The sequence below is a fragment of the Kosakonia oryzendophytica genome, from assembly GCF_900094925.1.
GTDB classification, from domain to species: Bacteria; Pseudomonadota; Gammaproteobacteria; order Enterobacterales; family Enterobacteriaceae; genus Kosakonia; species Kosakonia oryzendophytica.
In genome coordinates, this window is sequence record NZ_FMAY01000009.1 from 18,976 (window position 1) to 31,856 (window position 12,881).

At 53.5% G+C, this 12,881-nt stretch carries 10 protein-coding genes; 3 read left to right on the plus strand and 7 right to left on the minus strand.

What is annotated here, in order from left to right:
* Positions 1-223: 223 nt before the first annotated feature.
* Together GA0061071_RS15595 and manA are read right to left on the minus strand one after the other, a co-directional pair.
* Positions 224-1,756 (minus strand): YdgA family protein, encoded by a 1,533-nt coding sequence (locus tag GA0061071_RS15595; RefSeq protein WP_088237443.1) that lies wholly within the window; start codon positions 1,754-1,756, stop codon positions 224-226.
* A 106-nt stretch (positions 1,757-1,862) separates the two neighbouring features.
* A complete protein-coding gene (gene manA / locus GA0061071_RS15600; protein WP_088237444.1) occupies positions 1,863-3,035 on the minus strand; it encodes a mannose-6-phosphate isomerase in 1,173 nt (390 codons plus the stop codon).
* Between the two features lie 198 nt (positions 3,036-3,233).
* Here manA and fumA point away from each other — a divergent pair, with 198 nt between their 5' ends.
* Both fumA and fumC read left to right on the plus strand, forming a co-directional pair.
* Positions 3,234-4,880, plus strand: a complete 1,647-nt coding sequence (gene fumA, locus GA0061071_RS15605; protein WP_061495413.1) for a class I fumarate hydratase FumA — start codon at positions 3,234-3,236, stop codon at positions 4,878-4,880.
* Positions 4,881-5,012: 132 nt separating this feature from the next.
* A complete protein-coding gene (gene fumC, locus GA0061071_RS15610) occupies positions 5,013-6,413 on the plus strand; it encodes a class II fumarate hydratase (protein WP_061495415.1) in 1,401 nt (466 codons plus the stop codon).
* Here the strand turns inward: fumC and tus are convergent.
* The 3 genes from tus to rstA form a co-directional block, all read right to left on the minus strand.
* Positions 6,410-7,339: a DNA replication terminus site-binding protein gene (tus, locus tag GA0061071_RS15615; RefSeq protein ID WP_088237445.1), complete on the minus strand. Its 930-nt coding sequence runs from the start codon at positions 7,337-7,339 to the stop codon at positions 6,410-6,412. The genes fumC and tus overlap by 4 nt on opposite strands.
* A gap of 80 nt (positions 7,340-7,419) precedes the next feature.
* A complete protein-coding gene (gene rstB / locus GA0061071_RS15620; RefSeq protein ID WP_088237446.1) occupies positions 7,420-8,712 on the minus strand; it encodes a two-component system sensor histidine kinase RstB in 1,293 nt (430 codons plus the stop codon).
* A 24-nt stretch (positions 8,713-8,736) separates the two neighbouring features.
* Entirely contained in the window at positions 8,737-9,453 is a 717-nt protein-coding gene (gene rstA, locus GA0061071_RS15625; protein ID WP_061500002.1) for a two-component system response regulator RstA, read from the minus strand.
* Positions 9,454-9,581: 128 nt separating this feature from the next.
* Here rstA and GA0061071_RS15630 point away from each other — a divergent pair, with 128 nt between their 5' ends.
* On the plus strand, positions 9,582-9,917 hold the full coding sequence (locus GA0061071_RS15630) for a GlpM family protein (protein WP_061495423.1): 336 nt from the start codon (positions 9,582-9,584) through the stop codon (positions 9,915-9,917).
* A 1-nt stretch (position 9,918) separates the two neighbouring features.
* On the opposite strand, the gene GA0061071_RS15635 is transcribed toward GA0061071_RS15630, so the two are convergent.
* Together GA0061071_RS15635 and ydgH are read right to left on the minus strand one after the other, a co-directional pair.
* Positions 9,919-11,301, minus strand: coding sequence for an amino acid permease (locus GA0061071_RS15635; RefSeq protein ID WP_088237447.1), 1,383 nt, complete (start codon positions 11,299-11,301; stop codon positions 9,919-9,921).
* 195 nt (positions 11,302-11,496) lie between these two features.
* Positions 11,497-12,441, minus strand: coding sequence for a DUF1471 family protein YdgH (gene ydgH, locus GA0061071_RS15640; protein ID WP_088237448.1), 945 nt, complete (start codon positions 12,439-12,441; stop codon positions 11,497-11,499).
* Positions 12,442-12,881: the final 440 nt, after the last annotated feature.

Consider the following 12,881-nt stretch of genomic DNA (forward strand, 5'->3'; position numbering starts at 1 on the left):
CACTCTTATTTTTGATAAAGTGCAGACCATTATAAGAAGAAAAGGCGGTGAAAAGCTATGTTGCGCAACCAGCAAAGCGCAATTGCGTCATTATTCTCTGGTCAGGTACAGCGTTCGCAGCAATGAATCCGGCCATGCAGCATATCTGTTTGGCCGTAAGCCCTGGCGTGAAAGCACAGCCTTATGGGATAAAAAAAGCCCCTCCGCAGAGGGGCTTTTCAGATTATTGCTGCGGAACCGCCGGTGTCAGCGGTGGGGTTTCATCCGGCTGTTCCTGCTGTTGCAGTGACGGCAAGCCGAACATACCGACAAACTGCTCAAGCGGCATTTTTTCCCCGTTCAGCGTGACCTGGCCATTGGCATATTGCAGGCTGGCAAGGATGGTGTTGTTCTCAAGCGTGGTGATGCGGAACATCTGCCCCATTGCGGCAAGGCCTTTCACCTGCTGGTTCGCCAGCTTCGCCGCATCTTCCTGCTGATAACCTTCCAGTTTCGCAACCTGCGTCATAAACTCGGTGGCCATATCCACCGGAATAGTCAGCTTGCTGTCGAGAGATTTCACATTCCGGTCGACTTCTTCCGCCAGCGTTTGCGGTGCTGCGGTCACGCTAGCAGGATCTTTCAGGAACAATGAAAGGTTAAACGTGGTTTCACCTTTGGCATTTTTCCAGCTCAGCGGTGCAATGGTAATGACCGGTTCGCCTTTCAGCAGCAATGGTACGGCGCTCAGGAAGGCCTCAGTGGCTTTTTGCTGATACAGTTCCGGGTTCTGCATCACATCCGGTTGCGCCATCAGGGCGCGGGTTTGCGCATTATACTGCTGGCTAAACTGATGCCATGCCTGACCATCAATCTGGCCCACTTTCAATGTCAGGTTGCCGCTGCCCAGATCCTGCCCCTGAACTTTCAGGCTATTCAGCGTGTAGTCCAGCTGGCTGTTAATGGTTTTTTTGTCCGTCGCGACGTCAGATTTTGCGTTGATATTCATCCCGTCCAGCACCGCCATTTCTTTATTCTCAATGGCGATGGCGAGCTTATCGAGGCTCAGTTTCTGGCTTCCCACGCGCTCTTCGAAGCTGGCCAGTTCGCTGGAACCGTCGGTTTTAAGGTTGTTGAACGACAACTGTACCTTCTGACCGTATTCATTGACGGCATTCACCAGGCCGCTTTCAGCGGAGCCGCTCAACGAAATGGCATTGCCGTCTTTATCGGCGGTGAGGCGGAACTCGCCACCACTGAAGGCCACGGTCTCGCCGTCTTTTTCTGAGTTAAGCGGGCGCAGGCTGATATCGCTGCGGGTATCCCCGCTGTAACCAATTCGCGTATCGGCAGTAAAAGGCGATTCGCCCTTCGCAATCTCGAACAGCGCTTTGGTCACGTCATTATTAACAAGTTCGGTATGAACAGACGCCATTGATGGCATCAGATTGAATGACTTTAGCTGCGCCAGCGGCAGTGGACCGTGATCCACAACTTCATGCAGCACAACGCTTTGACCCGGTTTCAGCCACGGGTTTTCGCTGCCGTCTACCGGCTTGATTTGCAGATTGAACTGGCTGGAGAAGAGACCGCGGCGATAATCCTGCGCCAGCAATTCGACATTGGCTTCCGGTGCGTTGCGCTTAATTTGCGCATTTGCCTCACTGACCATATCGGCCAGACGGCCTTCAAGTTGTTTCCCTGTGTACCAGGCGCCTGCGGTCCAGACGACACCCAGTGCAACGATCACTCCTGCGGCAACCAGCGTTTTTTTCATAGTGTTTATCCATAAAAAATGAAACCAGGCGGTGTAAACCGCCTGGACTGTTGAGTTAGTTACCCCAAGCTTAGCAATCCTTGCTAAAAAATACAGTAACTTAGTTTTACTTATTAAACACGCGCGCCAGTCGGCCCGTACCGCTTGCTGTCACCGCTGTTTCGTCTGCAGCAATAAACGCGGATTCGCCCGGTTTCAACACCAGACGCTCTGCGCCCTTGCTCAGCACCGCTTCGCCTTCCACACAGAAAACAATCGCCGCGCTTTGTTGCGTCAGCCTGGTTTCCGTAGGCGACAGATCGTGCAGAGAGAAAGCAAAATCCTCTACCGGGATCGGGAAATCGAGTTCAGCGCCGTTGCGGGTGGGCTGGGTCAGTAATTCTCCCGCCGGTTTCGGCGTAAATTTAACGTTGGCCACCAGTTCCGGAATATCAATGTATTTCGGCGTTAGCCCCGCACGCAGGACGTTATCCGAGTTCGCCATCACTTCCAACGCCACGCCTTTCAGGTAGGCATGTGGCGTTTCGGCAAACAGAAACATGGCTTCACCCGGATTGAGTTTTACCACGTTAAGTAGCAGCGGAGAGAAGAGGCCGCTGTCGTCAGGGTAGAACGCCGCAATGGCCTTGATGGTTTGCCACGGTTCACCCTGCTGATGTTCCAGTACGGATTTCAGTACCGCCAGCGCGCGGGATTTTTCCTCACCCTGCATATTCAGTAATGCGGCGAACAGTTCGCTCAGGCGTTCAGCCCCCGGCGCTTGCAGGAAGTGGGCGATCGCAGGATGCGCGCCGGCAACCGGCTGCAATAATGAAACGATGTCGGAAAACTCGCGAAACGCATTCATCGCCAGGAACGGCGTCAGGGCGAACACCAGCTCCGGTTTATGGTTCGGATCTTTATAATTACGCTCGGCCGCGCTCAGCGGGATGCCGGCGGCGTTCTCTTTGGCAAAGCCAGCTTCAGAGTTTTTCTTGTTCGGATGTACCTGAATGGAGAGTGGCTGATCGGCACAGAGCACTTTAAACAGAAACGGCAATTCACCAAAACGTTCGGCAACGGCAGTACCCAGCAGGCGACGTTTATCCTGGTCGATCACCTCGCGAAGCACTTGGGGTTGACCGCTGGCATCCAGTACTTTTGAGCTGCTCTTCGGGTGGGCGCCCATCCATAACTCCGCCATCGGCAGGTTGTCGGGATTCGCGATACCGTAGAGTTCCGTTAACGCAGTATGACTTCCCCAGGCATAGTTCTGCACTGAGTTAATGAGTTTTTGCATTATCAAGCCCTTTCAATTGAACACATTATTGCGTCATTAAAGCAATAAACCTTCGCGAAGTAACCTGCGGGGACAAAAAGTCGTACTAGTCTCAGTTTTTGTTAAAAAATTGTGTAGGATATGGCGACTCGCTATGCCAGAGGGCAGAGGGATATGCTGCCTGAACAATAACCAGATCGTGTCGTAAGTGAGAGAACAATGTCGAACAAACCCTTTTATTATCAGGAACCTTTCCCGCTCGGAAAGGATGACACCGAATACTATCTGCTCAGCCGCGACCATGTTTCCGTCGCCCACTTCGAAGGCCAGGAGATCCTTAAAGTCGATCCGCAGGCGCTGACGTTGCTGGCTCAGCATGCTTTCCACGATGCATCCTTCCTACTGCGCCCGGCGCACCAACAGCAGGTGGCGGATATTCTGGATGACCCGCAAGCCAGTGAGAACGACAAATATGTTGCGCTACAGTTTCTGCGCAACTCAGAGATCGCCGCGAAGGGGATTCTGCCTACCTGCCAGGATACCGGTACCGCCATCATTATGGGGAAAAAAGGGCAGCGCGTGTGGACGGGCGGCGGTGATGAAGCGGCGCTGGCACGCGGCGTCTACAACACCTATATCGAAGATAACCTGCGCTATTCGCAAAATGCCCCGCTCGATATGTATAAAGAAGTGAATACCGGCAGCAATCTGCCAGCGCAGATTGATCTCTACAGCGTGGATGGCGACGAGTACAAATTTCTCTGTATCGCCAAGGGTGGCGGTTCCGCCAATAAAACCTATCTGTATCAGGAAACCAAGGCGCTGATTACCCCGGCGAAACTTAAAAATTACCTGGTCGAGAAAATGCGCACCCTTGGTACTGCCGCCTGCCCGCCATACCACATCGCCTTTGTCATTGGCGGCACGTCGGCGGAAGCCACGCTTAAGACGGTAAAACTGGCCTCAACCAAATATTACGATGCGCTGCCGACAGAAGGTAACGAGCATGGTCAGGCATTCCGTGATGTGCAACTCGAACAGGAGCTGCTGCTGGAAGCGCAAAACCTTGGCCTCGGTGCACAGTTTGGCGGGAAATATTTTGCCCACGATATTCGCGTGATCCGTCTTCCGCGCCATGGCGCCTCCTGCCCGGTGGGGATGGGGGTTTCCTGCTCAGCGGATCGTAATATCAAAGGTAAAATCAACCGCGATGGCATCTGGCTGGAGAAACTGGAGCAGAATCCGGGTAAATATATCCCGCAGGCGCTGCGTCAGGCAGGTGAGGGGGAAGCAGTGAAGGTGGATCTCAATCGCCCGATGAAAGAGATCCTCGCGCAACTGACACAATACCCGGTCTCCACACGCCTGTCGCTGAGCGGCACCATCATGGTCGCGCGCGACATCGCGCATGCGAAGCTGAAAGAGCTGATGGATAACGGCCAACCGCTGCCGCAATATGTGAAAGATCACCCAATTTACTACGCTGGTCCGGCGAAAACGCCGGAAGGTTACGCGTCAGGTTCGTTGGGCCCGACCACCGCCGGGCGCATGGACTCCTACGTTGATCAGCTGCAGTCGCAAGGCGGTAGCATGATCATGCTGGCGAAAGGTAACCGCAGCCAACAGGTGACGGACGCCTGTGCAAAACATGGCGGTTTCTACCTGGGAAGCATTGGCGGCCCGGCGGCGATTCTGGCGCAGAACAGCATTAAAAGTCTGGAGTGCGTGGCGTACCCTGAGCTGGGTATGGAGGCCATCTGGAAAATCGATGTTGAAGACTTCCCGGCGTTTATCCTTGTGGATGACAAAGGCAACGACTTCTTCCAGCAGATCCAGTCCGGGCAGTGCGCGCGCTGCGTGAAGTAATATCACCGCCCTTCGGGGCGGTTTTTTAAGCACAAAGCATTAAACGACATAATAAAAAGCATCAATACTTTGACTTGTTTGCAGGTGAGCAATGTCGGCACTCAACACCACTTTGTATTCAAGGAGAAAGTAATGACAACGCATCGCAGTGAGAAAGATTCAATGGGCGCGATTGACGTCCCGGCCGATAAGCTGTGGGGAGCGCAGACCCAGCGATCGCTCGAGCATTTCCGTATTTCGACGGAAAAAATGCCGGTCTCGCTGATCCACGCGCTGGCGCTGACCAAACGTGCGGCAGCGAAGGTTAACCAGGATCTGGGGTTGCTGCCTGCCGAAAAAGCCGGCGCCATTATCGCGGCGGCGGATGAGGTGCTGGAGGGGAAGCATCCCGATGAGTTTCCGCTGGCAATCTGGCAGACCGGCTCCGGCACGCAAAGCAATATGAACATGAATGAGGTGTTGGCAAATCGCGGTAGCGAGATCCTCGGTGGTGTTCGCGGCATGGCGCGTAAAATCCATCCCAATGATGACGTCAATAAAAGCCAGAGTTCGAATGACGTGTTTCCCACTGCGATGCATGTGGCGGCAGTGATTGCGGTCCGCGAACATTTACTGCCCCAGCTTCAGGTACTGAAGCAGACACTCAGCGAAAAATCTATCGCCTTTGCTGATATCGTCAAGATTGGCCGTACACATTTGCAGGATGCCACGCCGCTAACGCTCGGCCAGGAGATCTCCGGTTGGGTGGCGATGCTGGAGCACAATCTCAAACACATTGAACTGAACCTGCCGCACCTTGGTGAGCTGGCGCTGGGCGGTACTGCCGTTGGCACCGGGCTGAATACCCATCCGGAATATGCCAGGCGCGTAGCGGAAGAGCTGGCGAATATTACCCGGCAACCGTTTATCACCGCGCCGAATAAATTCGAAGCGCTGGCGACCTGCGATGCACTGGTGCAGATGCATGGCGCGTTGAAAGGGCTGGCGGCGTCGCTCATGAAGATTGCCAACGATGTCCGCTGGCTGGCTTCCGGTCCCCGTTGCGGTATCGGGGAAATCGCCATTCCGGAAAACGAACCTGGTAGCTCGATCATGCCGGGTAAAGTCAACCCCACCCAGTGCGAAGCCATGACGATGCTCTGCGCGCAGGTGTTGGGCAATGATGTGGCGGTAAACATTGGCGGCGCATCCGGCAACTTTGAACTCAACGTTTTTCGCCCGCTGGTGATCCACAATTTCCTGCAATCTGTGCGCTTACTGGCAGATGGAATGGAAAGCTTTAATGCGCACTGTGCGGTGGGCATTGAACCGAACCGTGAGCGAATTGATCAACTGCTTAATGAGTCACTGATGTTGGTGACGGCGCTCAATACCCATATCGGTTACGACAAAGCGGCGGAAATCGCCAAGAAAGCGCACAAGGAAGGACTTACGCTGAAAGCTTCGGCGCTGGCGCTCGGCTATCTGACAGAAGCCGAGTTTGACAGTTGGGTACGCCCGGAATCGATGGTTGGCAGCATGAAACCCGCCTAATCCGCAAGATAGAGGTGCAGTCGCGGGATCATCAGCGTTAGCGGCTGTGCCTCAGGTTTATACCGGTGCTGAACATTATCGGCGTGGTAATCCAGCAGTTCGCCGATGTCTGGCACCGTTCCGCCATTTTCCTCAGAAATAAAAGCAATCAGCGGGGTCGGGCAGGCGTATTGCACCTGTTTTTGCGACCCTGAATACCAGACCCGCGCAATCGGCTGCACTTTTACCGGCCGCTTGATCTTCAACCGCGCCTGTTTCGGCAGGGCAGCAATGTCGTTGTACTCCTGCTCGACCCGAACCAGCCACTGTTCCCGCGTCCAGGCGGCGACGGCGCGTGGGGATTTCATACTTTTTTCCAGTTGTGCCAGCACCTCATCACGGGTGAGGTTCTTAATAATGTGCTTATTGGCCCAGCCAAAGCGGATGGTGGCTGGCGCGTCAATGACGGTCAGTGTCCGGTAGGCATTCAGGGTGATCAAACCCGGCAGGTGACGGTGCACCCATTCAAAACGGGCTGCGGAGGCAAGGCCTGATTCCACGGTGACAATGCGCTCAAAGGTAAGTTTCAGTGCGTTAATGGTGCTGACGCGTTTTTCCAGCATGGCGCGCGTCACTGCATTCGTCTGGTAACAAAGCACCCCCGGCAGGCGCACTGCGGCTTTACTGCTGCGGTTTTCTGACTGCTGCTGGATAAACAGATGCGTGTAATGGCGTAGCGCAAGCTCTGCTGCAGATTTACCTATATGCTGCTGTACATGAATGCACGACAGCGGGTCGTGCTCAGCACCTTTCGGGATCGCCGGCAGCGTAAACACGCGCGCGGCCATTAAACGGCATGCATTCAATTCCGTTTTCAATGCAGCCAGCTCATGCTCAAGCTGGCGAAAGGTCGTATTAAGGCGATCGATAAGGTCTAATGCAGTCATTATCTGTCCTTATTAGTTACAACATACTTTTAAGTTATAACACAGGTGCAGGATTTCGGCCACTGCGCGGTTGCTGCTTATCAGGGCAGCACAATGTGATGGTAGATGGGCCAGTTGAAGGTAAATTGCGCGCCGCCCAGTTCGCTTTGCGAACACAGCACTTCGCCGCCAAATGCCTGGGCAATGGAGTGGACAATGGCCAGCCCAAGACCGCAGCCGCCTGTGGCGCGATCGCGGCTGGGATCAAGGCGGACAAAGGGCTCAAATACACGCTGACGTTCTTCCGGCGCGATGCCCGGGCCATCGTCTTCAACGATCAGACTGGCCTGTGAACCCCGGCGTTGCAACGTGACTTTGACCGTTTGCTGGCAATAGCGCAGCGCATTATTCACCAGATTATCCAGTACCCGCTCCATCAGACGCATATCCAGCGCGCCGTAATCATCGCCGGGTGTACAAGTCAGTAATAGTTGGTGCTGCGGATTCATCGTCCGGGCATCATCCATATAGCTGTTAAACCAGGCAGGGAGATCCGGGCTGGTCAGTTTCAGTTCGGTTTGTGGGCGGTCAAGACGGGCGTAGGTCAGCAGCTCTTCGATCAGCGCCTCCAGTTGCCCGATATCGCGGTTCAGCGCGGCATGTTCGGCCTCGCTAAGGTTATCGCTCATCTCCAGCCGGTAACGCAGCCGGACCAGCGGCGTTCGCAATTCATGCGCGATACCGTCAATGAGCTGCTTCTTACTGGCGATCAACGCATTAATGTTGTCCGCCATTTGGTTAAAGGCGATGCCTAACCGCTCAAAACTTGACGCGCTGTCAAAATGGATACGTTCCTCAAGATGGCCTTCGCCAAAGCGTTGCGCGGCGGATTCAAGCCGTAGCATCTCTTGCCAGTGTGGCCGCATCCAGATAAACACCGGAAAAGCGAGGGAGATAGCGATAAAGGCCATCAGCGCCATATCCAGCAGGCGCATTTCATGCAGGAAAAACAGATACGGCACCGGCCCTACGGCCAGTACATAGTGGCTACGCGGAATACGCTGAATGAAGGTGTATTCAGAATCCAGTGCCACAATGTCGCCTTCACGCAGACGTTGAGCATGCGGTGCATCGAGTGTGAATTTGTTCATAGGCTCGATACGCAGATTAAAGGAGAGATTCAGATCCAGCTCTTTCAGGGTATTAGCCCACTGATGCGGCGGAATTTCTCGCAGCTCGCTGCGCATCAAATAGAGTGAACTCTTCATCAGATCATCAAGGGTCTGGCGACCTGCACGCTCGGCCGTAAATTTATATACCAGGCCCACCAACATCGTCATCACGATAAAGCACACGAACAGCAGAAGGTAAAACTGGACGAACAGCTTCTTCATAGTGACACCTGGTTAAATGCTTTTTTAGTTGTCCCACGCATGCGGGGCAAACAGATAGCCTTTATTGCGTACGGTTTTGATGCGGTAAGGCTCTGTGGCGCTGTCGAGCAGTTTTTTCCGCAGGCGAGAAATCGCCACATCCACGCTGCGATCAAGGCCGTCGTAAGTCACACCGCGCAAATTTTTCAACAGCGCATCGCGATCCATAATCTGCCCGGCGTGCGTGGCCAACTCCCAGAGCAAATCGAAGTCCGCAGTAGAAAGGATCACCTCTTCGCCGCTCAGCAGCACCTGACGGTTTACCGGATCAATCGATAGCGTGCCAAAACGAATAATGTTGTGTTGCTTCAGGGGAGGCGCTGCGGGCTCTGCTGGCGTACTGGTGCGTTGGCGTAAATGCAAACGCAACCGGGCCAGCAACACGGCGGGCGGTGTGGTTTTAAGGATATAATCATTGGCGCCCATTTCCAGCGAAAGGATATGGTTCATATCACTGTCGAGGGAAGTGAGCAGAACAATCGGGCCATTCCACTGCTGACGTAAATCGCGACACAACGTCATACCATCTTTACCGGGCAGCATAATATCCAGTAGCACCAGTTCAGGATTGACCCGTGCGATGACCTCTTCGGCGCGATCACCGCGAGGTTCTACAATGACATCCATATCGTGTTTGCCCAGATAAGCGGCGATCAACGCGCCCACTTCCGGGTCGTCTTCTACAAAAACGATCTTATTCATAAGCCATTGCGATTGACTAAAAACGTCAACATACACCGCCTTGCTGCAACCTGCCATTAATCTTTTCTAAACAAGACGTGTTCCGTTATGCTGTAGGTCTTTGTTGTTGAAGTAATAAAGGCCAAATTATGGGGTTGGTTATTAAAGCAGCGATCGGTGCGTTAGTGGTGTTGCTGATTGGGTTACTGGCAAAAACGAAGAATTACTACATTGCCGGGTTAATCCCGCTCTTTCCCACCTTCGCCTTGATTGCACATTATATTGTTGCAACGGAGCGCGGTATTGAGGCGCTACGTACCACTGTTATTTTTGGAATGTGGGCGATCATTCCCTATTTTATCTATCTGCTCTCGCTGTGGTATTTCACCGGCTTTATGCGGGTCTGGCCGGCGCTGGGCTGTGCGGTGCTCTGCTGGAGCCTCAGCGCCTGGCTGCTTATCTTTTGCTGGAGCCGCCTCCACTAAGTTATTTCACCAGCAGCCATGTTGCGGGAACCGCCGCGATCAGCAACAGACCAATCAGCGCCTTTTCCCGGCGCTTGAGCAACTCGGTCATTTCATGGGTGCGGCGGGCATACATAAAGACCAGTAAACCTGGCGCATACAGTACCACTGACAGTAATAAGTGCATGGGCCCGGAGGCGTACAGTAGCCATAATCCATACAGACATGCACCGATTGCAACGGCCTGATGCAGCGGACGGCTGGCGATTTTCAGCAAATAGGCGCCCACCAGGAAATAGGGCACGAGGATCATCTCAGACGCGATCGTCAGCAGCGTATTGTAATCAGACCCCGTCAGCCAGATCAGCACCAGTGAGACCTGTACGCTGATGTTGGTCAGCCACAGCGATGCGGCAGGGGCATTATTTTTATTTTGATGGGCGAAGATACGCGGGAACGCTTTATGTGTCGCTGCCAGCAACGGGACTTCCGCTGCCATAATTGTCCAGCTCAAGTAAGCGCCACACACCGACACGATCAGCCCGGCGGCGATAATCACCTCACCCCAGCTACCGATCAGTCTGACCATCAATCCGGCCATTGACGGGTTACGAATTCCCGCCAGTTCGGCTCGCGGCACCACCCCGAGCGACAGCAGTGTCACCAGCAGGTAGACACCCAGCGCCGCCAGTACCGCCAGCAGCGTGGCGCGGCCGACATCCCGTTTGTTACGCGCGCGAGCAGAAACCACCACGGCACCTTCCACACCGATAAACACCCACAGGGTGATCAGCATGGTGTTTTTAACCTGTTCCCAGACCGGCACGCCGAGCGCAACGCCGCTAAAGTCAAATTTGAATGTGTCGACATTAAACGCCACGGCCGCCAGTACCACAAACAAGCCCAACGGGACTAACTTCGCCAGCGTTGCCACCAGGTTGATACTTGCCGCAGTCTGCACACCGCGTAGCACCAGAGCATGGACAATCCACAGCAGCGCCGATGCACCCACAATAGACTGCCAGGTATTGCCATCGCCAAACAGACGTAGTTGCGGTGTATCGGTAAAGAAACTGAGCGCAGAGAAAACGATCACCAGGTAGGAAACGTTGGCTATCACCGCGCACAGCCAGTACCCCCATGCGGAACAGAAGCCAATCAGCTCACCGAAACCTGCACGAGCATAGGTAAAAATCCCACCGTCGAGGTCCGGTCGAATACGGGTCAGGATCAGCATGGCGAAAGCCAGAAGTAAAATCCCTGCGCCGGTAATGGCCCAGCCGACCAGTAAAGCCGCAGGACTGGCGACCTCCGCCATATTCTGTGGCAGGCTGAAGACGCCAGCGCCGAGCATTGAGCTTAAAACGAGAGCAGTCAAAGCGCTAAGGCCAAGTTTCTTTTCCATTGTTATCCTGTCAAAAAAGCCACTCATCCAGAATAATTATTTTGCCGGGGCGCATAAATATGGTGGATATCACTAAGGCGCGGGATTTTACGGAGAGTCGCAAAGGCATGCAATGAGGACGGCGACAATTTTGTGAAAAAGAGAGGAAAAAGATCAAAAAAAGGCGGCCGAAGCCGCCTGATTCATCCGTGCTGATTACTTGTAGAGATCCGCACTGATGGTCACGTTGTTGCCGCGCTCGGACCACTGACGCGTAATGTGATAGTACTTGGCGCCTTTTTGCGCAGCACGTTTGGCAACCTGGTACGACACTTCCGTCATGTTGCCATAGTTTCCGGTGAACTTGACACTATCAAACGGCACCATCTGTGCAGCCGTCGCCTTATTCAGCTCTTCAATTTTCGTGCCGTCAGGCAGCGTGACAGAGTAACGACCGCCGGAAGTGGATTGCGTTTCAAAGAAGCGCCCTACGCCTACGCCCGGCGTAGCATCACTGGCAACGCCCGGGATTTCCACTTTCTTCGCTTCTTCACCACCTTTTGCCAACGCAGCGCGGCCCGCGTCGGAGTCACGCGGAATCGCATCAGCGCTTTGGATGACGCGTTTTTTCGCATCCGCTTTGTAGATAAAAGCGGTGATCATCTGATTGCCACCCTGGTTGGTGTCGAACTGACGAACGATATAAAAAGAGGCGGCGCCTTTCTCTTTGGCGGCTTTCGTAATGGCATCATTCACTTCCGGCTGGGTACGGAAGAAGCCCTGTACGGTCACCGTATCGTAAGGCTCAAGTTCTATAGCTTTGTCTTTCGGTAATTCCGTTACGCCGTTAATCACACGAAATGCAGGGTTTTCAGCTTTTGCTGCATCAGCTTTGTATAAATCGGCGGTAACTCGTTGGTTGCCGCTGTTGCCTGCGTCTGAAGTATCAACAACGAAAAACGCTGCAGCGCCTTCTTTATCTGCGCGTTTAGATGCGGCGTTCACTGCATCACCGATAGAGTTAAAGCGGCCGATTATCACGACACGATCATAAGGTTTCACCGCCGCTGCTTGCTCCGGTGTTAACTCTGTCGCTGCGTTGGCTGACAAAGCAGTCGCAGAGAGGAGTGCTGACGCCAGGAGGGTGTACTTGAGCTTCATAAAAATAGTCCTTCGCCTTGCGCAAACCATAAACTGGTGTTGTTGTTGAGAAAACGTCGACGATTATTGCATTTAATCAGAGCCACTGTCTGCGTCATTTTTCACTGACTGTGCTATGGAGTGGGTTAATAACGATAACCTTAAGTGATATGTTGAAAAAACAGCCGCTTGACCAGCAAAACAGATAAAGATTATGACTTTTTTAAGTTAATGTATTGTTAAAAGACGATTCCGAACTGGAGATTAATCGTGTTTTGCCGCTTCGCTTGAGCGGAATATCGGCCTGTTATAACGAATTAAAGGCAAATAACCTTACCAGTCCCGGCTGATGGCTGGTTTTCACTGATAAAAGCACAAATTCTGTTTTCCGGCGGTGGATCACAAGCGTTATTTTCAGTAGGTTATAGAAAGTTTGTTACTGTTTTATTTTCCGGGACACA